The organism is Methyloversatilis sp. S146-33 (assembly GCF_059552495.1).
Window position 1 is genome coordinate 21592 of sequence record NZ_JCANOT010000017.1, and the last position, 20201, is coordinate 41792.

The 20201-nt window shown below is 65.3% G+C and carries 22 protein-coding genes; 10 read left to right on the plus strand and 12 right to left on the minus strand.

Annotated features, from left to right (window positions below; all coding sequences use genetic code 11):
* Positions 1 to 120 precede the first annotated feature (120 nt).
* A complete protein-coding gene (gene miaA, locus AC51BJ_RS04105) occupies positions 121 to 1056 on the minus strand; it encodes a tRNA (adenosine(37)-N6)-dimethylallyltransferase MiaA (RefSeq protein ID WP_496279414.1) in 936 nt (311 codons plus the stop codon).
* The gene (gene mutL, locus AC51BJ_RS04110) at positions 1053 to 2804 is read right to left on the minus strand and encodes a DNA mismatch repair endonuclease MutL (RefSeq protein ID WP_496279434.1); all 1752 of its coding nucleotides are present in this window, start codon (positions 2802 to 2804) and stop codon (positions 1053 to 1055) included. The genes miaA and mutL overlap by 4 nt, the downstream gene beginning before the upstream one ends.
* Positions 2805 to 2893: 89 nt before the next feature.
* Here mutL and AC51BJ_RS04115 point away from each other — a divergent pair, with 89 nt between their 5' ends.
* Positions 2894 to 3550, plus strand: coding sequence for a DedA family protein (locus AC51BJ_RS04115; protein ID WP_496279415.1), 657 nt, complete (start codon positions 2894 to 2896; stop codon positions 3548 to 3550).
* Here AC51BJ_RS04115 and AC51BJ_RS04120 read toward each other — a convergent pair.
* Positions 3471 to 3998, minus strand: a complete 528-nt coding sequence (locus tag AC51BJ_RS04120) for a hypothetical protein (protein WP_304004133.1) — start codon at positions 3996 to 3998, stop codon at positions 3471 to 3473. The genes AC51BJ_RS04115 and AC51BJ_RS04120 overlap by 80 nt on opposite strands.
* 211 nt (positions 3999 to 4209) lie before the next feature.
* Here AC51BJ_RS04120 and AC51BJ_RS04125 point away from each other — a divergent pair, with 211 nt between their 5' ends.
* The 8 genes from AC51BJ_RS04125 to AC51BJ_RS04160 all read left to right on the plus strand — a co-directional run bounded on the left by AC51BJ_RS04125 (position 4210) and on the right by AC51BJ_RS04160 (position 11760).
* Positions 4210 to 4827 (plus strand): hypothetical protein, encoded by a 618-nt coding sequence (locus AC51BJ_RS04125; protein ID WP_496279416.1) that lies wholly within the window; start codon positions 4210 to 4212, stop codon positions 4825 to 4827.
* Positions 4828 to 4893: 66 nt separating this feature from the next.
* Positions 4894 to 5535 carry a phosphoribosylglycinamide formyltransferase gene (purN, locus tag AC51BJ_RS04130; protein WP_496279417.1) on the plus strand — a complete coding sequence of 214 codons (642 nt, stop codon included), beginning with the start codon at positions 4894 to 4896 and terminating at the stop codon, positions 5533 to 5535.
* The gene (locus tag AC51BJ_RS04135; RefSeq protein WP_496279418.1) at positions 5528 to 6700 is read left to right on the plus strand and encodes a DUF3108 domain-containing protein; all 1173 of its coding nucleotides are present in this window, start codon (positions 5528 to 5530) and stop codon (positions 6698 to 6700) included. Before purN ends, AC51BJ_RS04135 begins: the two co-directional genes overlap by 8 nt.
* Positions 6697 to 7989, plus strand: a complete 1293-nt coding sequence (locus tag AC51BJ_RS04140) for an RsmB/NOP family class I SAM-dependent RNA methyltransferase (protein ID WP_496279419.1) — start codon at positions 6697 to 6699, stop codon at positions 7987 to 7989. The genes AC51BJ_RS04135 and AC51BJ_RS04140 overlap by 4 nt, the downstream gene beginning before the upstream one ends.
* Entirely contained in the window at positions 7979 to 8569 is a 591-nt protein-coding gene (locus tag AC51BJ_RS04145) for a phospholipase D family nuclease (protein ID WP_020163668.1), read from the plus strand. Before AC51BJ_RS04140 ends, AC51BJ_RS04145 begins: the two co-directional genes overlap by 11 nt.
* Positions 8566 to 9867: a mechanosensitive ion channel family protein gene (locus AC51BJ_RS04150; RefSeq protein WP_496279420.1), complete on the plus strand. Its 1302-nt coding sequence runs from the start codon at positions 8566 to 8568 to the stop codon at positions 9865 to 9867. The genes AC51BJ_RS04145 and AC51BJ_RS04150 overlap by 4 nt, the downstream gene beginning before the upstream one ends.
* A gap of 75 nt (positions 9868 to 9942) precedes the next feature.
* Complete coding sequence (locus AC51BJ_RS04155) at positions 9943 to 11118, plus strand: DesA family fatty acid desaturase (protein WP_020163666.1); 1176 nt, start codon at positions 9943 to 9945, stop codon at positions 11116 to 11118.
* A 189-nt stretch (positions 11119 to 11307) separates the two neighbouring features.
* Positions 11308 to 11760, plus strand: coding sequence for a universal stress protein (locus tag AC51BJ_RS04160; RefSeq protein ID WP_019919357.1), 453 nt, complete (start codon positions 11308 to 11310; stop codon positions 11758 to 11760).
* Between the two features lie 58 nt (positions 11761 to 11818).
* On the opposite strand, the gene AC51BJ_RS04165 is transcribed toward AC51BJ_RS04160, so the two are convergent.
* The 7 genes from AC51BJ_RS04165 to ccoN form a co-directional block, all read right to left on the minus strand.
* Positions 11819 to 12124, minus strand: a complete 306-nt coding sequence (locus tag AC51BJ_RS04165; RefSeq protein ID WP_019919358.1) for a hypothetical protein — start codon at positions 12122 to 12124, stop codon at positions 11819 to 11821.
* A complete protein-coding gene (locus AC51BJ_RS04170) occupies positions 12114 to 12614 on the minus strand; it encodes a FixH family protein (protein ID WP_430433063.1) in 501 nt (166 codons plus the stop codon). The genes AC51BJ_RS04165 and AC51BJ_RS04170 overlap by 11 nt, the downstream gene beginning before the upstream one ends.
* A gap of 5 nt (positions 12615 to 12619) precedes the next feature.
* Positions 12620 to 14029: a cytochrome c oxidase accessory protein CcoG gene (gene ccoG / locus AC51BJ_RS04175; RefSeq protein ID WP_496279435.1), complete on the minus strand. Its 1410-nt coding sequence runs from the start codon at positions 14027 to 14029 to the stop codon at positions 12620 to 12622.
* A 63-nt stretch (positions 14030 to 14092) separates the two neighbouring features.
* On the minus strand, positions 14093 to 15004 hold the full coding sequence (gene ccoP / locus AC51BJ_RS04180; RefSeq protein WP_430433062.1) for a cytochrome-c oxidase, cbb3-type subunit III: 912 nt from the start codon (positions 15002 to 15004) through the stop codon (positions 14093 to 14095).
* Positions 15001 to 15177, minus strand: a complete 177-nt coding sequence (locus AC51BJ_RS04185; protein WP_020163661.1) for a cbb3-type cytochrome oxidase subunit 3 — start codon at positions 15175 to 15177, stop codon at positions 15001 to 15003. Before AC51BJ_RS04185 ends, ccoP begins: the two co-directional genes overlap by 4 nt.
* 11 nt (positions 15178 to 15188) lie before the next feature.
* On the minus strand, positions 15189 to 15803 hold the full coding sequence (gene ccoO, locus AC51BJ_RS04190) for a cytochrome-c oxidase, cbb3-type subunit II (protein ID WP_304004112.1): 615 nt from the start codon (positions 15801 to 15803) through the stop codon (positions 15189 to 15191).
* Positions 15804 to 15821: 18 nt separating this feature from the next.
* The gene (gene ccoN, locus AC51BJ_RS04195; protein WP_304011301.1) at positions 15822 to 17249 is read right to left on the minus strand and encodes a cytochrome-c oxidase, cbb3-type subunit I; all 1428 of its coding nucleotides are present in this window, start codon (positions 17247 to 17249) and stop codon (positions 15822 to 15824) included.
* 93 nt (positions 17250 to 17342) lie between these two features.
* On the opposite strand from ccoN, the gene AC51BJ_RS04200 reads away from it, so the two are divergent.
* Entirely contained in the window at positions 17343 to 17888 is a 546-nt protein-coding gene (locus AC51BJ_RS04200; RefSeq protein WP_496279421.1) for an H-NS histone family protein, read from the plus strand.
* A gap of 49 nt (positions 17889 to 17937) precedes the next feature.
* Here the strand turns inward: AC51BJ_RS04200 and AC51BJ_RS04205 are convergent, their stop codons facing one another.
* Together AC51BJ_RS04205 and AC51BJ_RS04210 are read right to left on the minus strand one after the other, a co-directional pair.
* Positions 17938 to 19617, minus strand: a complete 1680-nt coding sequence (locus AC51BJ_RS04205) for a long-chain-fatty-acid--CoA ligase (RefSeq protein WP_496279422.1) — start codon at positions 19615 to 19617, stop codon at positions 17938 to 17940.
* A gap of 73 nt (positions 19618 to 19690) precedes the next feature.
* Entirely contained in the window at positions 19691 to 20140 is a 450-nt protein-coding gene (locus tag AC51BJ_RS04210; protein ID WP_024300604.1) for a CBS domain-containing protein, read from the minus strand.
* Positions 20141 to 20201 lie beyond the last annotated feature (61 nt).

Consider the following 20201-nt stretch of genomic DNA (forward strand, 5'->3'; position numbering starts at 1 on the left):
TGATTCCTGTGGGAGCGAGCTTGCTCGCGACAGCGGCCTGAATCGAAGCCCGCATCCCGCAGAAGCCGCATCGCGACCAGAGGTCGCTCCCACACAAGACACTCCGACCTGACGCAGCGACTACGGTGTCCGGACGCCCCGCGCGAACGCGTCCATCACCATATCCGCCGCATCGTCGCGCAGGCAGTCGATGCGCTGGTCGATCTGCATCGAACGCAGCCAGGTGATCTGCCGCTTCGCCAGCTGACGCGTCGCGTAGATGCCGGTGTCGCGCATGGTCGACGCATCGACTTCGCCTTCCAGGTAGTGCCACACCTGCCGGTAGCCGACGCAGCGCATCGACGGCATGCCGGCGTCCAGCCGGTACTTCGTGCGCAGCCTGCGCAGTTCGTCGACCAGGCCCTGTTCCAGCATCTGGTCGAAACGCTGTTCGATGCGCCGGTGCAGCCAGGCACGGTCCGACGGTTCGAGCGACAGCACGGTCATCGGCGGCAGCGGCGCGTCGTCCTCTCGTCGGGCGTAACTTTCGGCCAGCGGCCGGCCGGTCAGCGTGACGATTTCGAGTGCGCGCTGGATGCGCTGCGCGTCGGTCGGCTTAAGACGGGCGGCGGCGTCGGGATCGAGCCGGGCAAGTTCGGCGTGCAGTGCCGGCCAGCCCTGCTCCGCCGCGCGCGCGTCGATGTCGGCGCGCAGGCTCGCGTCGGCTTCCGGCAGATCGGACAGCCCCTCGCGCAGCGCCTTGATGTAGAGCATGGTGCCGCCGGCCAGCAGCGGGATGCGGCCGCGCGCGCGAACGTCATTGATAAGGCGACGCGCATCGGCCGCGAAACGCGCCGCGGAATACGCCTCTTCCGGCGACACGATGTCGATCAGGTGGTGCGGGCATAGCGCCTGTTCCTCGGCGGAGGGCTTGGCGGTGCCGATGTCCATGTCGCGGAACACCAGCGCCGAATCGACGCTGATCAGTTCGATCGGCAGCGCGCGCGCGATGCGGGCGACCGCCGCGGTCTTGCCGCTGGCGGTCGGGCCGAGCAGCACCAGTACGGGCGCACTCATCGGCCGCGCATGAACAGGCGGTCCAGTTCCGCCATGCTGAGCTGGACCCAGGTCGGCCGGCCGTGGTTGCACTGGTCGGCGCGTTCGCAGGCTTCCATGTCGCGCAGCAGCGCGTTCATTTCCGGCAGCGAAAGCAGCCGATTGGCACGTACCGCGCCGTGGCAGGCCATGGTGGCCAGCAGTTCGTTGCGCCGGCGCTCCACCACCTGACTGGCCGGCGCCTCGCGCAGTTCCTCCAGCAGTGCCCGCAGCAGCGCACCGGTGTCGGCACGCGCCAGCAGCGCCGGCACCGCGCGCACCATCAGTTCGTTCGGGCCGGCCTGACCGATGTCGAAGCCCAGCCTCTCCAGCACGTCGGCGTACTCGAAGGCGGTCGCCACCTCGCGCGTGCTCATCGACAGTACGGCCGGAATCAGCAGCCGCTGCACCGCCGGCGCGCCTTCGAGCACCTTCTTCAGCTGTTCGTAAAGGATGCGCTCGTGCGCGGCGTGCATGTCCACCAGCACCAGGCCGGCACTGTTCTGCGCCAGCACGTACACGCCCTGCAGCTGGGCCAGTGCAAAGCCGAGCGGCGGCGCGTCGTTCTGCTGCGCCGGCAGGTCGGGGCGCAGCACCGGCGACGCTGACGCGGCGACCGGTGCGTCCTGGCGGACGAAGTCGAAGTAGCGCGCCAGCGGCTGTTCGACATTCATGCCCTGCTGCAGGGACGGCCATTGCGGGCGCTCCGGCAACGGCTCGAACGGCGACGACGGCGCGACGGCTGCGGCCACCTGTGTCGATGGCGCCAGCGCGCGCTCGACCGCATGGAAGACGAACTGATGCACACCACGCGAATCGCGGAAGCGCACTTCAGTCTTGGCCGGGTGCACGTTCACGTCGACTGCGCGCGGATCGAGTTCGATGAACACCACGTAAGCCGGGTGCCGCGCGCCGTGCAGCACGTCGGCGTAGGCCTCGCGCAGCGCGTGCGCGAGCAGGCGGTCGCGCACGAAGCGGCCATTGACGAAGCAATACTGTGCGTCGCGCCCGGAGCGCGAGAAGGCTGGCTGGGCCGCGTAGCCGCTGACGCGGATCTGGCCGGCGTCGGCCTCGACCGGGCGCGCGTGCTGCATGAATTCATCGCCAAGCAGCGCGCGCACGCGGCTCGCCATGTCGCCGGCCGGCAGGCGCTGCATCAGTCGGCCGTTGTGCATCAACTGGAAGGCGACCTGCGGCACCGATAGCGCGATGCGGCCGAACACGTCGTCACAGTGGCCGTACTCGGTCTGTTCGGTGCGCAGGAATTTCCGCCGCGCCGGGGTGTTGTAGTAAAGGTCGGCGACATCGACCACGGTGCCGGCGTCGAGCGCGGCCGGCTCCGGCGAACCGCCGTTGTCGATACGCCAGGCGTGCGCGCTGCCGGCTTCGCGGCTGGTGATGGTCACACGCGCAACGCTGGCGATCGACGCCAGCGCTTCGCCGCGAAAGCCCATGGTGGCCACCGCTTCCAGATCGTCGAGCGAGGCGATCTTCGACGTCGCGTGGCGGGCGAGCGCAAGGGGCAGGTCCTCCGGCGGCATGCCGCAGCCGTCGTCAGCCACCCGCAGCCGCTTGACGCCACCCGCTTCGAGCTGCACGCGGATATCGCGACTGCCGGCGTCCAGGCTGTTTTCCAGCAGTTCCTTCAGCACCGATGCCGGCCGTTCGACCACCTCGCCGGCGGCAATCTGGCTGATCAGCAGGTCGGGCAACAGGTGAATCGAGGGCATGGCGGTGCGCAGAAGGTGTTCGGTGCGCGATTTTACGGGCCGCAACATGCATCCGCTATCATCGCCGTTCGATTTCAGCCGGCAACACCATGGAACTGCTCACCATCTTCGTCGACATCATGCTGCACCTGGACAAGCATCTCGCCGCTCTGGTGCTCCAGTACGGCGCCTGGGTCTACGCCATCCTGTTCGTCATCGTGTTCTGCGAGACCGGTCTGGTGGTGACGCCCTTCCTGCCCGGCGACTCGCTGCTGTTCGTGGCCGGCGCAATCGCCGCGGCAGGCGGCATGCACATCGGACTGCTCATCGTGCTGCTGGTGATTGCCGCGGTGCTGGGCGACGCGGTGAACTACGCGGTCGGCGCCTGGTTCGGGCCCAAGGTGTTCCGCTGGGAGAATTCGCGCTTCTTCAACCGCTCGGCCTTCGACCGCACACACGCCTTCTACGAGACGCACGGCGGCAAGACGGTCATCATCGCGCGCTTCATGCCGCTGATCCGCACCTTCGCGCCCTTCGTGGCCGGCGTGGCGCGAATGAGCTACGCCCGCTTCGCGATGTTCAACGTGACCGGCGCATTGCTGTGGGTGGTGTCGCTGACGCTGGCCGGTTACTGGTTCGGCAACCTGCCCTGGGTGAAGCAGAACCTGACGCTGGTCATCCTGGCCATCATCGCGATATCACTTGCGCCAGTGGCAGTGGCCTGGGTGAAGTCGAAAGTGTCCGGCGCGTCGAATCAGGCAGCCTGATCCGCGGCCAGCAGGCCTCGAGCGCAATGCAGTAGCGCTCAGCGCCGGCCACGATGACGACGACGCCGGCACGTTGCACGTCGGCCAGCAGGTGTTCGGCCCGCACGCTGGCCATGCGCTGGTCGGTACGGCCGAAAACCGTGTCGGCGCCTTGGCCGAGGTGCAGATAGAGCAGCGCCGAATGTTCGCGCGCCTGCTGCAGCGACGGGCGCCACTGTTCCGAAGTGATCGGCTCGTCGTTGGCCGCTTCCAGTTCGACCCGCATCAGAGGCTGGTCGCGCAGCCGCGCCAGCGCCATCGCCAGCGCGTCGCACTGCACGTCCTGACCACCGCAGATCAGAACACCGCCGTGACCGGCGCGCGCCAGCGTGCGCAGCAGCCGGCCGAAACGGCGGCTGCCTGCCTTCACACCGGGTGCGCGCACCCTTTCCAGCGGTTCCATCTTCATGGCGGTTTCGGCTCTTTCGGGGCCCTTCGCGGGTGGCTTTCCGCAACTGCGGCGATCCGCCACGAATGGCCCGGGTTGTCGTACGCTGTCGGTCATGAACGCTATGACAGCCTGCAAGCCGATTGTGCGCGCCCTGTGTTGCGCCGCGATAGCCAACTTGGTCACGGGCTGTTCGGGCGCTGGTCAGAAACCCGCGCCAGTGGCCGATTCCATGCATCCTAAACAGATTGTTAAAAGTGACATCGACCGGGTGCTGGAAGCGCATCACAGGGAAATATTCGCCAGCCTGGAGCGTCTGGCCGACAAGTTGTACAAGCGCAATCCGCGCGAGTGGCGACGCGCCGGACTGGACAGCCGCGAAGCGGCGATGGCCCGGCTGTTCGCCGCGCAGCACGACTGGCGACTGCCGGAGTTCGACAACCGTCGCGGCATCGACGTGATGCGACTGGCCTTTGCGCCGGATTTCGCCGGCGACCGGGTGGCCGCGCTGATCATCGGCATGGGTGGCATGATCCAGACCGCGTGGGCCGACCGCAGCGAACTGTTCATCATGGACGAACTCGATCCGCAGGCGCTGTCGAACTGCGCGCGCAATATCGAAATCGCCGCCTGGAAGCTGGCGCAGTCGCGCGACGAACTTGGCGCCCCGCTCCTCCTGTCGAACGAGATCGGCGTCGACGGCATGCGCAATCTCAGTTTCGAGCGCGAAATGGGCAAGATGATCGGCTGGCTGGACATGAGTGCGCAGATCGTCGCCGACAAGAATCGCCGCGTCGTCACGCGCATCCTGCAGTCGCTGGCAACCGCCGTCTTCCTGCCGGTGAGGTAGTGCCGACAGCGGCTGGGCGATAATCCGGCCTTCACACCCGACCTTCGCCTCCGTCACCGAAACCGAATGAAATCCGTCGTCATCCTGATCTCCGGGCGCGGCAGCAATATGCGCTCCATCGTCGAAGCGGGCCTGGCCGCCAATGTGCGCGCCGTCATCAGCAATCGCCCGGACGCTGGTGGCCTCGCCTACGCACGTGAGCACGGCATCGCCACCGCGGTGGTCGACCATACGCAACACCCGGATCGCACCGCCTTCGACCGCGCACTGGCGCAGGAAATCGACCGCCACGCGCCGGACCTCGTGGTGCTGGCCGGCTTCATGCGCATCCTGACGCCCGGTTTCGTCGAGCACTACGCCGGTCGCATGATCAATATCCACCCCTCGCTGCTGCCGGCCTTCACCGGCCTGCACACGCACCGCCGCGCGATCGAGGCCGGTTGTCGCATCGCCGGCGTGACCGTGCATTTCGTGACCGGCGAGCTGGACGGCGGCCCCATCATCGCCCAGACCGCAGTACCCGTGCTCGCCGGCGACGACGAGGCGACGCTGGCCGCGCGCGTGCTGACGCAGGAACACCTGCTCTATCCGCGCGTGGTGCGCTGGTTCCTCGAAGACAGGCTGACGCTGCAGCACGGTCGCGCCGTGCTGCGCGACGAAGCGACGCCGGCCGCCGGCGCGCTGACCGCTCCGGGTGCGGATGACTGAGCCGCTGACCCGCTCGCGCCTGGCCCTCGCGCTGCTCGTTTCGCTGCTGCTGCACCTGTTGCTGGCAAGCGGGCTGAGCAGCTTCGATCACCGCGCCGGACCGGACGAGTCGCTGCTGATCCGCGCCGCGCTGGTGCCGGCGCCGCTGCCGCCGCCACCGCCGGTGCCGGCGCCCTCACCCGAGCCCGCACCGCCGCCAAAGCCCGCGCCCAAGCCGCCCCATGAGCCACGCGCGCCGGCGCCAGCACCATCCGAGACGCCGTCCGTCGGGCAGGCCGACGTCCCACCGCAGGTCGGCAACACTGAAGACGCGGAGTCCGACGGACCGCGAACGCCGGATGAACCCGAGCGCGATGAGAACGACGAGCCCAGGCGCGATACGGCCGTTGACGACACGCAGGAGGTGTCACCACAACAGGCCCTGGTCGGCGAAGCCAGGCTGGAATTCGAGGTCTACCGCGGCGACAGCCTGCGCATCGGCGAAACCCGCTATCACTGGGTACATGACGGCACGCGCTACCGAATGGACACGGTGACCGAAACCACCGGCTTGGCCGGCCTGCTCAAACCGCTGCGCATAGAACAGTACAGCGAGGGCGACGTCGGCGCCGACGGTCTGCAGCCGCGTCGCTTCGTACAGGATTCGAAACAGGCCAAACCGCCGGACGAGCAGGTCGATTTCGACTGGACGGCCAGTCAGGTTATGCTGCGCAGCGGTTCGAAGACGACGACGCATGCGCTGACGCCGGGTTCGCAGGACATGGCGAGCCTGTGGCTGGAAATCATCTGGCGCGCGCAGCGGGGCGGCGAGTTCGACTTCAACGTCGCGACCGGCCGCCGCTACACGCCGCGCTGGTTCGTGCCGGACGACGCGCCGACCGGACTCGATACCGCGCTGGGGCGCCTGCTGGTCAAGCGCCTGCAGGTGCGCGCCCAGCCCGGAGACAACCAGATCGAGGTGTGGCTGGCGCCCGACCTGCGCTGGCTGCCGGTGCGCATCCGTTTCACCGACCGCAAGGGCGACGTGTACGACCAGCGCGTGCGCCGCATCGAGTACGAGAACCGCAGCCTCGTCGCCGCGCCGGCCACCGCCGCACCCGGCACGGCGCCACCGGCGTCCGACCAACGCCAGACCGATTCAGACATTCCCATATTCCTGCGATGAAACCGAACGAGAAACTGATAGACGCCACCGCCGACGTACTGACCCGGCTGCTGCGCTTCGAACACCCGGCCGACGGCGTGCTGTCCGCCTACTTCCGCGAGCAGCGCGCGCTGCAGTCGCGCGATCGCGCCTTCATCGCCGAACACGCCTATCTGGTGCTGCGCCGCCTGCGCTGGCTGCGCGCCATCGCCGGCGAACACGCGGGCGCGCGCAAGCTGCTGATCGCCGCGATGGCGCGCATCGAAGGCCTCGGCCTCAAGCAGCTCGCGCCGCTGGTGTCGCGCAACGAGGCGCAGTGGCTGGAAACGCTGGCACCGAGCAAGGCCGAGGAACTGTCGCTGGGCGAGCGCACCGACCTGCCAGACTGGGTGATCGAGCGGCTGTCGGCACAGATGGACGAAGCGGCGCTGCTGTCGTTGGCGCGCGCGCTGAACCAGCAGGCACCGCTGGATCTGCGCATCAACCTGATGAAGTCCGACCGCGAGGCGGTGATGGCGACGCTGGCCAACAACGGCATCGTCGCCGAGCCCGGCCGCTGGTCGCCGTGGGCGCTGCGCCTGAACGAACGGCCGTCGCTGTCGAAGAACCCGCTGTACGAGAAGGGCATCATCGAGGTGCAGGACGAGGGCAGCCAGTTGCTGGCCCTGCTGCTGGCACCGAAGCGCGGCGAGATGGTGGTCGATTTCTGCGCCGGCGCTGGCGGCAAGACACTGGCCATCGGCGCCATGATGCGCTCGACCGGCCGCCTGTACGCCTTCGACGTGTCGGAGAAACGGCTGCTCAAGATGCGTCCGCGCGTGGCGCGCTCCGGGCTGTCCAACGTACACCCGGTGCTCATAGACAGCGAGTCCGACATCAAGGTGAAGCGGCTGGCCGGCAAGATCGATCGCGTGCTGGTCGATGCCCCCTGTTCCGGCCTCGGCACGCTGCGCCGCAACCCGGATCTGAAGTGGCGCCAGACGCCGCAGGCGGTCACCGAACTGATCGCCAAGCAGCGCGCCATCCTCGCCGGCGCGTCGCGACTGGTGAAGCCGGGCGGCCGACTGGTCTACGCGACCTGCAGCCTGCTCGACGAGGAGAACCGCGGCGTGGTCGACGACTTCCTGTCGTCCCACCACGATTTCGTCCGCGTGCCGGTGAACGCGCTGCTCGCCGCCGCCCGCATCGAACTCGACACCGGAATCGATCTCGAACTGCGGCCCGACGCACACGGCACCGATGGCTTCTACGCGGCGGTGCTGGAGCGCCGCGGCGCCGACGACAAGAAGGAGGACAAGAGTGAGGAGTGATCTGCGCGGCGCGCTGTTCGCCGCAACGATGCTGGCAGCGATGCCGCTCAGCGCCGGTCGCACGCTGCCGGCCGAAGGCAAGGTCGAGGTTGCGTTCGCCCCTTGGGACGACGTCGAACGGCTGGTAATGGACCAGATCGACGGCGCCCGTCAGGCGGTCTATGTGCAGGCCTACACGCTGACCAGCCGCAACATCGTCAAGACCCTGATCGCCGCCGCCGAGCGCGGCGTCAAGGTCGAGGTGGTGGCCGACCGCGACAAGGTACTGAAGGACGAGCGCAGCGCGCTGCCGCGCGCCGCCGGCAACGGCGTGAAGGTGTGGCTGGACGGCGACCACGCGGCCGCCCACAGCAAGGTGATGATCATCGACCCGGACGGCAAGGAACCGGTGGTGGTCACCGGCTCCTACAACTTCAGCTACTCGGCGAAGAGCGAGAACGCCGAGAACGTGATGGTGCTGAGCGGCCATCGCGCGCTGGCGCAGACCTATCTGGAGAACTGGAAACGCCATCGCGCGAAATCGATGAGTTTCGCCGACGCGGTGGTGCAGACCCAGGCGAAGGACGCGGCAGCTCAATGACGGAAATTTCGTTCGACGCGCTGATGCACATGCTGTCGCTGAACAGCACGCGCATCGAGCTTGCCGTGGTGGTGGTCTGTCTGGCGCTGGCCGGCCTGATCACTCGCCTGCTCATCCGGCGCCAGCGCCGGCAGGCGGGCGTTGAAACGCTCGGCGCCACCGCCCGCCTCGGGCTTGAAGGTCTGCAGCGCCTGCTGTTCCCGCTCGTGGGCATCGCCCTGCTGTCGATTGCCCGCCTCGTGGTCGAGCTGCTGCAGCAACCGCCGGTGCTGATGCGCCTGGTCATCGCCATGCTGGTGGCGATGGGCGTCATCCGCCTGGTCGTCTACGGGCTGCGCCAGGTGTTCTCTCCGGCCGGCTGGCTCAGCACTTTCGAGCTGCTGATCGGCCTCACCATCTGGTCGGCCTGGGTGCTGCACGCACTCGACATCCTGCCGGAAGTGATCGAATGGCTGGACAGCCAGCAGGTCGCGCTCGGCAAGCAGAAGCTGTCGCTGTGGGCACTGATGCAGGGCGGCGCCTGGGTGCTGGTGACGCTGATCGCCGCCGTCTGGCTCTCCGGCTCGGTCGAACGCAAGCTGATGCGGGCGCCGCTGGACAGCAATCTGCGCATCGTGCTGGCGCGCCTGTCGAAGGTGGCGCTGATGTTTCTGGCGCTGATGATCACGCTGCCGCTGGTCGGTATTGACCTGACCGCGCTGTCGGTGTTCGGCGGCGCGCTCGGCGTCGGCCTCGGTTTCGGCCTGCAGAAGATCATGGCCAATTACGTGTCGGGCTTCATCATCCTGCTCGACCGCTCGATCCGCATCGGCGACCTCATTTCGGTCGGCACTGATCGTGGACAGGTGCAGCAGATCACCACCCGCTATACGGTGCTGCGTAGCCCGTCGGGCGTTCAGTCCATCGTGCCGAACGAAACACTGGTCAGTTCGGTCGTACAGAACGAGGGACTGTCGGACCGCGAGGTACGCGTGGCGATATCGGTCCAGGTCGGCTACGCCGACGACGTCGAGCGGGCGCTGGTCATCCTGGAAGAATGCGCCCGCGCGCACGAGCGCGTGCTGTCCGAACCGGTGCCGCGCGCTTTCCTGCATTCCTTCGGCGATTCCGGCATCAATCTGGAACTGGGCGTATGGATCACCGACCCGGAGAACGGCACGCTGGGTATCCGTTCGGCGGTCCAGCTCGAGATCCTTCGTCGATTCCGCGCCGAGGGGATTGAAATACCGTTCCCGCAGCGCGAGATAAGAATACTGGGGGATGCCGGCAATGTTGCATTGTGTGACGCAAAGGCTTGACGCTGCGCAAATTGACCGCTAGCCACTCTCGCGTAGAATCCGCATCTTCAAATCGTGTATCAAGGGAAATCCTGAATGTTGAATGGTCTTATCGACCTGCCCTGGTGGGGCTATATCGTCGTTGCGCTGGTGTTCACTCACATCACCATCGCGTCGGTGACGATTTTCCTGCACCGCCACCAGGCACACCGTGCGCTTGAGCTGCACGCCATTCCGAGCCACTTCTTCCGCTTCTGGCTGTGGCTGACGACCGGCATGGTCACCAAGGAATGGGCAGCCATCCACCGCAAGCACCACGCCAAGTGCGAGACGCCCGAAGATCCGCACAGCCCGCAGGTCCTCGGCATCAAGAAGGTGCTGTTCGAAGGTGCCGAGCTGTACCGCGCCGAAGCGAAGAACAAGGAAACCATGAGCCGCTACGGTCATGGCACGCCGGATGACTGGCTGGAGCGCAATCTGTACACCGGCCGTTCGGCGCTGGGCATCAAGCTGATGCTCGTGATCAACGTGCTGCTGTTCGGCCCGCTCGGCCTGACGATCTGGGCCGTGCAGATGGCCTGGATCCCGATCTGGGCGGCCGGCGTCGTCAATGGCCTGGGCCACTACATCGGCTACCGCAACTACGACTGCAACGACGCGGCGACCAATCTGGTGCCGTGGGGCATCATCATCGGCGGCGAGGAACTGCACAACAACCACCACTCGTTCGCGACCTCGGCCAAGCTGTCGTCGAAGTGGTACGAGTTCGACATCGGCTGGATGTACATCCGCATCCTCGAAATCCTCGGTCTGGCCAAGGCCAAGAAGACCATTCCGCAGCCGCGCTTCGAGGCGCGCAACGTGGTTGATACGCAGACGCTGGAAGCCATCATCACGCATCGCTACGACGTGATGACCCGCTACATGAAGTCGCTGCGCTCGATCTACGCCGAGGAAGTCGAAAAGCTGCGCGCGTCGAACGCCGCGCTGGCCGACGGCGAGCGCTACCAGCGCTTCAAGCGCTGGCTGAACCGCAGCGAGAACGCGCAGCCGACCAGCGACGACGCCGAAATGGCTTCGATGCTGTCGCACAGCAGCCGTCTGGAAACGGTACACACGATGCGCCAGGAGCTGACCGCACTGTGGGCCCGTTCCACCGCATCGAGCGAGCAGCTGCTGAAGCAGTTGCAGGACTGGTGCGCTCGTGCCGAAGCCAGCGGCATCAAGCAACTGCAGGACTTCTCGATGCGTCTCAAGTCTTACGCGATCTGATACGCATTCGCTGCACCCATGAAGCCGGAAGTGCGTCGCACTTCCGGCTTTTTACTTGGATCAAACCAAATGGGCGGCTTACCCTCAAAATAGTGTTCGGTTAGCCGATAGAATTTGCAGGAGCCATGCAGTGGAGCACGGCCGGACACCGTGGCGGTGCCGGCCAATAACAACGAGAAGGAGTCAAGGATGTTTCGCCACGTACTCGTACCGATCGATGGTTCGGATCTTTCCAAGGCCGCAGTCAAGCATGCCGTCTGCTTCGCCAAGGACGTGAAGGGTCGCGTCACTTTCCTGTACGTGATGAAGGACTATCACGTATCGGCGCTGCACAGCGAGCAGGACGAGGAGAACATCGACCCGATTGCACCGAACGACTTCACCGACGCGATGCGCACCCACGCCGACCGCATCCTGCAGTCGGCACGCGCCGAAGCGGAAGCCGATGGTGTCCAGGTCGACAGCATTGCCGTGACCCATGACGAGCCGCACAAGGCCATCATCGAGGTGGCGCTGAAGCGCAACGCCGACGTGATCTTCATGGCGTCGCACAGCCGCCGCGGTCTGGCCAATCTGCTGCTGGGCAGCGTGACGCAGAAGGTGCTGTCGAATTCGAAGATTCCGGTGCTGGTCTATCGCTGAGCGACGCGACCACGACCGGCGGAAAAGGACGGGGATGCCGGCGACGGCATCCCCGTTTTCATTTGCGGCCGACGCAGCGGTCGGCGCAGGCGGGCATCTTCTCGGCCATCCACGACGAAATGAGGCTGGACGCGCCAGCCACACACCAGAAGCCGAAGAAGCCGATGGTGTAGGTCGCCAGCGGCGAAAAGTGCACCGGCTCTCCGAGCAGATACAGCTCGCGCGGATTGATCAGACTGAAGAAGACGGTTTCCGCGACCGCGGCGACCAGAAAGGACGGCCAGGACACCAGTGCGAACAGGCGCCCGAAACGTCCAGGCACGCGCCGCGTCTCGACCTCCTCGATCTCGATTTCAGTGGCCACCGCTCGCCTCCACCGTCAGCGACTGCTGGACGCGCCAGGTGCGCGCCTCGTCCTCGATCACCAGCTTCCAGTGGGTCGGCTGCAGGGCACGCACGACACCGCCGAAATGCCCGTCTCGCCCATCGAACAGCAGCTCGCGGTCGAGTTCGCTGCGCGTGGGATGCGCCAGCAGCACGCGCAGACGCGCCGGCATCGTCGTCGCGTCGGCCATGCGCAGAACCAGCTCGAAGCGGGTGTCGTCGGCGCCGGCCGGCGTCGCCGACACGGTCAGTTCGACCCCGAGCTCGGTCGCCTTGCGCTCGCGCTCTATCGTGCGATTGATCGTCAGGCCCTGCTTGTAGTAATCGTCGGCGACCAGTGCGGTATTGCCGGTCGCCGCCAGCCAGGTGGTGATCACGCCTGCAATGATGACGGTGACCGGCCCGGCCGCAAGTATCCACGGCCAACGGTGGCGGTACCACGGCAACTGCATCGATGCGTCGTTGTTCATGCGGCTTACCTCGGCTGCAGGAAGGACGTCTTCTCATGCACGCGGACATCCGGTGCATCGACGGCCTGCAGGTTGAAATAGATTTCGTGGGACCCCGGCTGCAGCGCTTCGGCGTCGACCTGTACCCGAGCGGCGATGTCGCGCGAGCCGGCCGCTTCGACCTCGATCTCGCGCAGATCGGCGATGGCGGCACCCGGCAGGCCTTCGACCTCGAGCACATAGCGCCGTGCGATCTCCGAGGTGTTCATGATGCGCAGCCGATAGACGTTCTCGATCTTGCCGCCCTCGACCTCGCGCGCCAGTGTGGCGCGGTCGCGCAGCACGTTCATCTTGACCGGCGTACGGGTGAATAGTGCCCAGGCGAAACCCGTCACGATGAAAGCCAGAAGACTGGTGTAGAGGATGACGCGCGGACGCAGGATGTGCGCCATCACCTCGCGCCAGCCCTCGTGAGCCGGCTTCTTCGCCAGCAAGGTGCGTTCGGTGGTGTAGGCGATCAGGCCGCGCGGGCGACCGACCTTGTCCATCACCTGATCACAGGCGTCGATACAGAGCGCACAGCCGATGCACTCGTACTGCAGGCCGTTACGGATGTCGATGCCGGTCGGACAGACCTGCACGCACCAGTCGCAATCGACGCAGTCGCCGACCACCTGCCCCTCGCGTGCCTTCTTCTTGTTGCCGCGCGGCTCGCCGCGATTGGCGTCGTAGCTGACGATCAGGGTGTCGGGATCGAACATGACGCCCTGGAAGCGGGCATACGGGCACATATACTTGCATACCTGCTCGCGCATGTGACCCGCGAACACGTAGGTGAAGGCGGCGTAGAAAAACATCCAGAACGCCTCCCACGGACCGAGCGACCAGGCGGTGATCTCGGACGCGAGTTCGCGTATCGGCGTGAAGTAACCGACGAAGGTGAAACCGGTCCACAGGGCCAGCGCTCCCCAGGCACCGAACTTCGCGGCACGCAGACCGAGCTTGCGCGCGCTCATCGGCGCTGCGTCGAGCTTCATGCGCGCCGAGCGGTCGCCTTCGATGTGCCGCTCTATCCACATGAAGATTTCGGTGTACACCGACTGCGGACAGGCGTAGCCACACCACACGCGCCCGGCCACCGCGGTGACCAGGAACAGTCCGAGCGCGCTGATGATCAGCAGCAGCGCGAGGAAAAGCACGTCCTGCGGCCACAGGACGAGCCCGAAGATGTAGAACTTGCGCTCGACCAGATGGAAGAGCACGGCCTGTCTGTCATTCCAGGGCAGCCAGGCCAGGCCGTAGAACACCAACTGCGTGATCCACACCATGGCCCAGCGCACAGTGTTGAAGCGCCCCTTGATGCTGCGCGGCTGGATCTTCTTGCGCGCCGCGTACAGATCTCCCTCGTCCGACGACACATCGGTGATCGGAATCACCCGTGCCGCCCGCTTTGCTTCGTTACCAGACGTACTGTCGCCGGGTGAGGGATTGGACGCCATTTACTTGGCTCCACCCGCGTTGTTCGACAGGCCCCAGACGTAGGCGGCAACGAGGTGGATCTTCTTGTCGCCAAGCAGATCGCCGTGTGCCGGCATGTGACCGTTGCGACCCTTGGCCACCGACTGCAGCACGATCGCTTCGGTACTGCCGTACAGCCAGATGCCGTCGGTCAGGTTGGGCGCGCCCACCATCTGGTTGCCCTTGCCGTCCGCGCCATGGCAGGCCGCGCAGTTCGCACCGAACACCGCCTTGCCGCGCTGCACGCGCACGCCATCGGCCGCCAGCCCGGACAGCGAACGCACGTAATGCACCACGTCGCGCTGCTGCTCGCCGTCGAGGATGGCGCCGAAGGCCGGCATCGCACCGTTGCGGCCATTGACCAGCGTGGCCTTGATCGCCTCGGGCTCGCCGCCGTACAGCCAGTCGGCGTCGGTCAGGTTGGGGAAGCCGCGCGAACCGCGTGCGTCGGTACCGTGGCACTGGGCGCAGTTGTTCAGGTAGAGACGTTCGCCCATGGCGCGTGCTTCGGGATCAGCCGCCACTTCCTTCACGTCGAGGCCGGCGTAGCGCTCGAACAGCGGCGCCACCTTGGCTTCGGCTTCCTTCACTTCCTTGTCGTAGGCGCCGGTGGACGACCACGCAAGCTTGCCGCCGAAGTTGCCCAGGCCAGGGTAAGCGGCCAGATAGACGATGGCGAACACGATGGTGATCCAGAACAGCCACACCCACCAGCGCGGCAGCGGGTTGTTCCACTCGGCCAGCGTTTCGTCCCACTGATGACCGTGCAGTTCGACCTGCCCCTTCGGACGGGCGCCACGGTTGGACAGGATGATGAAGGCACAGAACGCGATACTGGCGACGACGAGCACCACCACGTACATGTTCCAGAAGTCGTTGATGAAGTCGCTCACTTTTGTTCTCCGGTTTCGGTGTGCGCGCGATCGTCGTCGGCGAAGGGCAGCATCGCTGCCTCGTTGTGGGCGCGCTGCGCGCCCGGACGCCAGGCCATGATCACGATGGCGACGAAGCAGGCGAAGCCCGCGACGGTAACTGCCGAGCGCAGTGCGTTGATGTCGAGTTCCATGACGGGCTCCTTCAGTTCACACGCTTGATCGCGGTGCCCAGGCCTTGCAGGTAGGCGATCAGGGCATCCATCTCGGTCTTGCCCTTCAGCTCTGCCGCCGCACCCTTCATCTGCTCCTCGGTGTAGGGCGTGCCGACCACGGTCAGCGCTCGCATGCGCTGCTCGATGGTGCTGGCATCGACCGGCCGGTCGAGCCAGGGGAAGCCCGGCATGTTCGACTCCGGCACGACGTCGCGCGGATTGATCAGGTGAACGCGGTGCCACTCGTCGGAGTAGCGGCCACCGACGCGCGCCAGATCCGGACCGGTGCGCTTGGAGCCCCACTGGAACGGACGGTCATAGACGAACTCGCCGGCGACCGAGTAGTGACCGTAGCGCTCGGTTTCGGCGCGGAACGGACGGATCATCTGCGAGTGGCAGTTGTAGCAGCCTTCGCGCACATAGATGTCGCGACCGGCCAGTCGCAGCGGGCTGTACGGCTCGACGCCCTTGACCGGTTCGGTGGTCGAGTGCTGGAAGAACAGCGGAACGATTTCGACCAGACCGCCGATGGCGATGGTGATCACCGTCAGGATCGCCAGCAGGCCGACGTTGCGTTCGATTGCTTCGTGTTTGGATGCAGCCATGATGTCTTTCTCCAGTGATCAGGCGTGCGCGGCAGCAGGCGCCACCACCGGTGCGTTGTACGGCTTCTGGCCGGCGATGGTCTTCCACACGTTCCAGGCCATGACGAACATGCCGGACAGGAAGAGCGCGCCACCGAGGAAGCGGATGAACCAGAACGGATAGCTGGCCTTGACGCTTTCGACGAAGGTGTAGGTGAGCGTGCCGTCGTCGTTGATCGCGCGCCACATCAGGCCCTGCATCACACCGGCGATCCACATCGAGGCGATGTAGAGCACGACGCCGAGGGTGGACATCCAGAAGTGGATGCTGATGGCCGGCACCGAGTACATCTTCTCCTGGCCGAACAGGCGCGGGATCAGGTAGTAGATCGAACCGATCGAGATCATCGCCACCCAACCCAGCGCGCCCGAATGCACGTGGCCGACGGTCCAGTCGGTGTAGTGCGACAGCGCATTGACCGTCTTGATCGACATCATCGGACCTTCGAAGGTCGACATGCCGTAGAAGGACAGCGAGGTGATCAGGAACTTCAGGATCGGGTCGGTGCGCAGTTTGTGCCAGGCGCCCGACAGGGTCATGATGCCGTTGATCATGCCGCCCCAGCTCGGTGCCAGCAGGATGAGCGAGAACACCATGCCCAGCGACTGCGTCCAGTCCGGCAGCGCGGTGTAGTGCAGGTGGTGCGGGCCCGCCCACATGTAGGTGAAGATGAGCGCCCAGAAGTGCACCACCGACAGGCGGTAGGAGTACACCGGACGCTCGGCCTGCTTCGGCACGAAGTAATACATCATGCCGAGGAAGCCGGCGGTCAGGAAGAAGCCGACCGCGTTGTGGCCGTACCACCACTGCACCATGGCGTCCTGCACGCCGGCGTAGGCCGAGTAGGACTTCCAGAAGCCGGCCGGGATGGCGGCGCTGTTGACCAGGTGCAGTACCGCGACGGTCAGGATGAACGCGCCGTAGAACCAGTTCGCCACGTAGATGTGCGAGGTGCGGCGCTTGGCGATGGTGCCGAAGAACACCACGGCGTAGGCCACCCAGACCAGCGTGATCAGCACGTCGATCGGCCACTCGAGCTCGGCGTATTCCTTGCCCGAGGTGTAGCCCAGCGGCAGCGTGATAGCGGCGGCAACGATGACGATCTGCCAGCCCCAGAACACGAACTCCGCCAGCCACGGCGCGAACAGCCGCGTGTGGCAGGTGCGCTGGACGACGAAGAACGAAGTCGCCATCAGCGCACAGCCGCCGAAGGCGAAGATGACTGCGTTGGTATGTAGCGGCCGCAGTCGGCCGAAGTGGAACCACTCGCCGACGTTCAGTTGCGGCCAGACCAGCTGGGCGGCAATGACCACGCCGACCAGCATGCCCACGATGCCCCACACCACCGTCATCAGTGCGAACTGCCGCACCACCCGGTAGTCGTAGGTGCCGTGAACGGACCCCATTGCTTCTGTTTTCATTTTTGCCTGCTCCCACATTGAAATTGCACCGCCACGCCCGCATGGGCGCACGCACGCATGATCCGGCCCGAAGGTTAGGTGCTCGCCCGCTTCCGGGTCTTGACCCACGTCAAGCGGCCTATCGTTTCACGCTGTTTCACCGTCACCGCGCGCGCCGATGCCGGCCGCATTTTCCCGCGCAAAATGATATTGCACCCTGATCGAATTACGAGCGGAAATTCGATCAAATCAATTTACGGAATGAATTTCCGCGCTTATCATTCGATTTCCTCAACCCATGGAGACAACGCAATGTCCGGTCAGAGCTACGACGAATTGATGGCAAAAATCGCGGAACTGCAGCAACAGGCAGAAGCAGTGCGCCGGGCGGAGCTCGAAGCAGTCATTTCGGACGTGCGTGCCAAAATCAAGAAATACAATCTGTCGGCCTCCGATGTCGGCCTTGCCGGCGGTGCAGCACGTCGCTCGGGTCGTCCCGCTGCTGCAACCAAGGTGAAGATCGCGCCCGGCAAATATCGCAATCCGGCCACCGGCGAAATCAAGGAAATTGGTGCTGCCGGCCGCAAGCCGGGTTGGCTTGCAGCGATGAGCGCCGACGAACTTGCTGCCGCCCGCGTGTCCTGATCTCGATTCGGTCGCGTACAAAAAAGGCACCGCAAGGTGCCTTTTTCATTCATTGCTTCCGCGCCGCCGCGGCCTCTTCCTTGAGCGCCCTGCGCAATATCTTTCCTACATTCGTCTTCGGCAGTTCGCTGCGGAATTCAACGTGGCGCGGAATCTTGTATGCGGTGAGCTGGGTCCGGCAGTGGGCGATCACCGCATCGGCGGTCAGCGTCGCGTCCCTGCTGACGACGAACACCTTCACCACCTCGCCCGAATGCTCGTCCGGCAGCCCGATCGCGCAGCACTCCAGCACGCCGGCACAGGCGGCGACGACGTCCTCGACCTCATTCGGATAGACGTTGAAGCCGGACACCAGAATCATGTCCTTCTTGCGGTCGACGATGCGCACGAAACCGGCCTCGTCGACCGTGGCGACATCGCCGGTGCGCAGGAATCCATCGGCCGTCATCACCTGGGCGGTTTCCGCCGGACGACGGTAGTAACCCTTCATCACCTGCGGTCCGCGCACGCACAATTCTCCGGTTTCACCCGGCGGCACCTCCCGCCCCTCGTCGTCACGTATCGATATTTCAGTGGACGGGACAGGCAGCCCGATCGCGCCGTTGAATTCCTTCTGATCCGGCGGATTGATGCACACTGCCGGCGAGGTTTCGGTCAGGCCGTAGGCTTCGATCAAGGGCTGACCGGTGATTTTCTTCCAGCGTTCGGCGACCGCACGCTGCACTGCCATGCCGCCGCCCAACGAAACGCGCAATCCGGAAAAATCGAGCTGAGCAAAATCCGGATTGTTCAGCAGCGCATTGAACAGCGTATTGACACCGGTAATTACGGTGAAGCGATATTTCTGAAGTTCCTTGACGAAACCCGGAATGTCACGCGGATTGGTGATCAGTATGTTGGTCGCACCGAGCTTCAGAAATACCAGGCAATTCGCGGTCAGCGCAAAGATGTGATACAGCGGCAACGCGGTGATGACGATCTGCGGCCCGCTCACGAAGGGCCGTATCCAGGCATCAGCCTGCATCATGTTGGACACGATGTTGCGATGGGTGAGCATGGCGCCCTTGGCCACACCGGTCGTACCACCCGTGTATTGCAGGAAGGCGATGTCTTCGTGCACGACATTGACCGGATTCAGCGTGTGTCCCAACCCCAGCTTGATCGCCTCGTTGAAGCGGACCGCCGACGGCAGGTCGAACGACGGCACCATCTTCTTCACGTGGCGCACGACCAGATTGACGATCCAGCCCTTGGGCGCTGGCAGCAGATCGCCCAGCGCGGTGACGACGACGTGGCGCACCGACGTGCGCTCGATCACGCGCTGCAGCGTCGACGCGAAGTTTTCCAGCACGACGATGACTTCCGCACCGCTGTCGTTGAGCTGGTGTTCGAGCTCTCGCGGCGTATACAGCGGATTGCAGTTCACCACCGTGTAGCCGGCACGCAGTGCGCCGAACATCGCCACCGGGTACTGCAGCACATTGGGCATCATGATCGCGACGCGCGACCCCGGCGCGAGGCCGAGCACCGACTGCAGGTAGGCCGCGAAGGCGGCACTGAGGCGGTCAAGTTCTGCGTAGCTGATCGCCTTGCCCATGCAGACATAGGCATCGCGCTCCGCGAACTCCCGGCAGCTGCGCTCGAACACCTCGCCGACCGACATGAACTCCGACGGATCGATCTCGGCCGGAACACCCTTGGGGTAGCTTTTGAGCCACACCTTCTCCATTACCGCCTCCTCGCGTCATCGTGCCGCTGCCGTGCGAAGGTGGCAGCGTGCTGCATGATCGTGCGGCCGGGCATCAACCCGACATGTCTTCCATCGGCCAGTCGCGAATATAGCTCTTGAGCATGCGGTTCTCGAAACTCTGCTCCTCCAGCATCGCGCGTGCGACATCGTGGAAAGACAGCACGCCCATCAACGTATCGCCTTCCATGATGGGCAGATAGCGACAGCGGTGTTCGAGCATCAGCCGGCGCAGTTCGTCGACTTCCATGTCCGGGTGAGCGGTCACCGGATCGCGATGCATGACGGCGGATACGGTCAGCGACTGCCAGTCGCCGCCGGACGCCCGCACCGAGCGCAGCACTTCGCGGAAGGTGAGCATGCCGACCATGCGGCCATGCTCCATCACCACCAGCGAACCGACGTCGAGGTCGGTCATCGTGACGACTGCGTTACCCAGCGTCTGTTGCGGTGCCACCGTGTAGAGCACGGTGCCCTTGATGCGCAGGATTTCATGTACTTGCATGGTTGCCACTCTCCTCCTCGCCGCGCGGGCACGGGGTGCGCGCTGCGGATGACCATGCGTC

Coding starts and splice junctions, on each gene's coding strand:
- AC51BJ_RS04205 (WP_496279422.1), bottom strand. CDS start 19,617: ATGGAGAAGGTGTGGCTCAAAAGCTACCCCAAGGGTGTTCCGGCCGAG.
- ccoO (WP_304004112.1), bottom strand. CDS start 15,803: ATGGCTGCATCCAAACACGAAGCAATCGAACGCAACGTCGGCCTGCTG.
- AC51BJ_RS04135 (WP_496279418.1), top strand. CDS start 5,528: ATGACTGAGCCGCTGACCCGCTCGCGCCTGGCCCTCGCGCTGCTCGTT.
- AC51BJ_RS04170 (WP_430433063.1), bottom strand. CDS start 12,614: ATGAACAACGACGCATCGATGCAGTTGCCGTGGTACCGCCACCGTTGG.
- purN (WP_496279417.1), top strand. CDS start 4,894: ATGAAATCCGTCGTCATCCTGATCTCCGGGCGCGGCAGCAATATGCGC.
- AC51BJ_RS04120 (WP_304004133.1), bottom strand. CDS start 3,998: ATGAAGATGGAACCGCTGGAAAGGGTGCGCGCACCCGGTGTGAAGGCA.
- AC51BJ_RS04115 (WP_496279415.1), top strand. CDS start 2,894: ATGGAACTGCTCACCATCTTCGTCGACATCATGCTGCACCTGGACAAG.
- miaA (WP_496279414.1), bottom strand. CDS start 1,056: ATGAGTGCGCCCGTACTGGTGCTGCTCGGCCCGACCGCCAGCGGCAAG.
- AC51BJ_RS04140 (WP_496279419.1), top strand. CDS start 6,697: ATGAAACCGAACGAGAAACTGATAGACGCCACCGCCGACGTACTGACC.
- AC51BJ_RS04160 (WP_019919357.1), top strand. CDS start 11,308: ATGTTTCGCCACGTACTCGTACCGATCGATGGTTCGGATCTTTCCAAG.
- AC51BJ_RS04150 (WP_496279420.1), top strand. CDS start 8,566: ATGACGGAAATTTCGTTCGACGCGCTGATGCACATGCTGTCGCTGAAC.
- AC51BJ_RS04155 (WP_020163666.1), top strand. CDS start 9,943: ATGTTGAATGGTCTTATCGACCTGCCCTGGTGGGGCTATATCGTCGTT.
- AC51BJ_RS04210 (WP_024300604.1), bottom strand. CDS start 20,140: ATGCAAGTACATGAAATCCTGCGCATCAAGGGCACCGTGCTCTACACG.
- mutL (WP_496279434.1), bottom strand. CDS start 2,804: ATGCCCTCGATTCACCTGTTGCCCGACCTGCTGATCAGCCAGATTGCC.
- ccoN (WP_304011301.1), bottom strand. CDS start 17,249: ATGGGGTCCGTTCACGGCACCTACGACTACCGGGTGGTGCGGCAGTTC.
- AC51BJ_RS04185 (WP_020163661.1), bottom strand. CDS start 15,177: ATGGAACTCGACATCAACGCACTGCGCTCGGCAGTTACCGTCGCGGGC.
- AC51BJ_RS04125 (WP_496279416.1), top strand. CDS start 4,210: ATGCATCCTAAACAGATTGTTAAAAGTGACATCGACCGGGTGCTGGAA.